General features: G+C 57.3%; 1 pseudogene. It reads right to left on the bottom strand.

Annotation, left to right across the window (positions count from 1 at the left end):
* Positions 1 to 815: pseudogene (locus A5N85_RS13815) on the bottom strand (hypothetical protein); the annotation flags it as partial.
* Between the last annotated feature and the right edge of the window lie 159 nt (positions 816 to 974).

The raw sequence follows: 974 nt of genomic DNA, 5'->3' as shown, positions 1-974 counted from the left end.
TCGCCGTTGACGTCTCCCGGCACGCCGGTATCGACAATCACGTCGTCTTGCGCGCTGTTGGCCGCCGGCGTGTTACCGGTAGCCGTCGCAGTCACGCTCGCTTTGACAACGACCGTGCCGTCTTGGCTGCTCGGGATGTCTACGCTGGCTGTGATGCTGTGCGCGTTGGCTTCGTCTGCGGTCACGGTGTGCGTGCTGAGGGTACCGTTAACATCAATGGTCACGGTGTCGCCTTCTTTGACATCGCCGTTCAGGCCAATAGTGACCGGTACGCTGACGCTATCTTGACCACCCACTTCTTTGGCATTTAGGTAGCCATCATCCGCCGAACCACCAAGTTCTACGCCTGTTACTGCAGCTGTGCTGTTACCTGTTTGGCTGGTCGAGGCGTCTTTGCCTTTCGCACTTTCGTTGCCCGCAGGGTCTTTGACATAAGCAGTTACTTCATTATTTTCACCGTCTGCTTTCGGCGTGAAGCTCACTTCTGTTTTACCTGCATCAATCATCTCTTGGGTCACAGGAATGGTTTGTTCACCATCTGGGGTGCTCACTACTAAGCTGTCGCCGGCTTTGGTGTTGGCTGGAATGCTGATCTCTGCTGTGGCTTTACCGCTGTCTAGGTCAGTTGGGTTGAGTGCATTATCTCCGCCGTCTTTGATGCTGACTTTCGGCGCACCGTCTTGGGTGGTGCTGTCGTTGTCTGCGCCATTCGGGGTTTTGTCGCCGTTGACGTCTCCCGGCACGCCGGTATCGACAATCACGTCGTCTTGCGCGCTGTTGGCCGCCGGCGTGTTACCGGTAGCCGTCGCAGTCACGCTCGCTTTGACAACGACCGTGCCGTCTTGGCTGCTCGGGATGTCTACGCTGGCTGTGATGCTGTGCGCGTTGCTTCGTCTGCGGTCACGGTGTGCGTGCTGAGGGTGCCGTTATCAATGGTCACGGTGTCGCCTTCTTTGACATCGCCGTTCAGCCAA

Origin of the sequence: Suttonella ornithocola, from assembly GCF_001889065.1 — a bacterium.
Lineage (GTDB): Bacteria > Pseudomonadota > Gammaproteobacteria > Cardiobacteriales > Cardiobacteriaceae > Suttonella_A > Suttonella_A ornithocola.
This window is presented reverse-complemented; position numbering and strand designations above follow the sequence as displayed.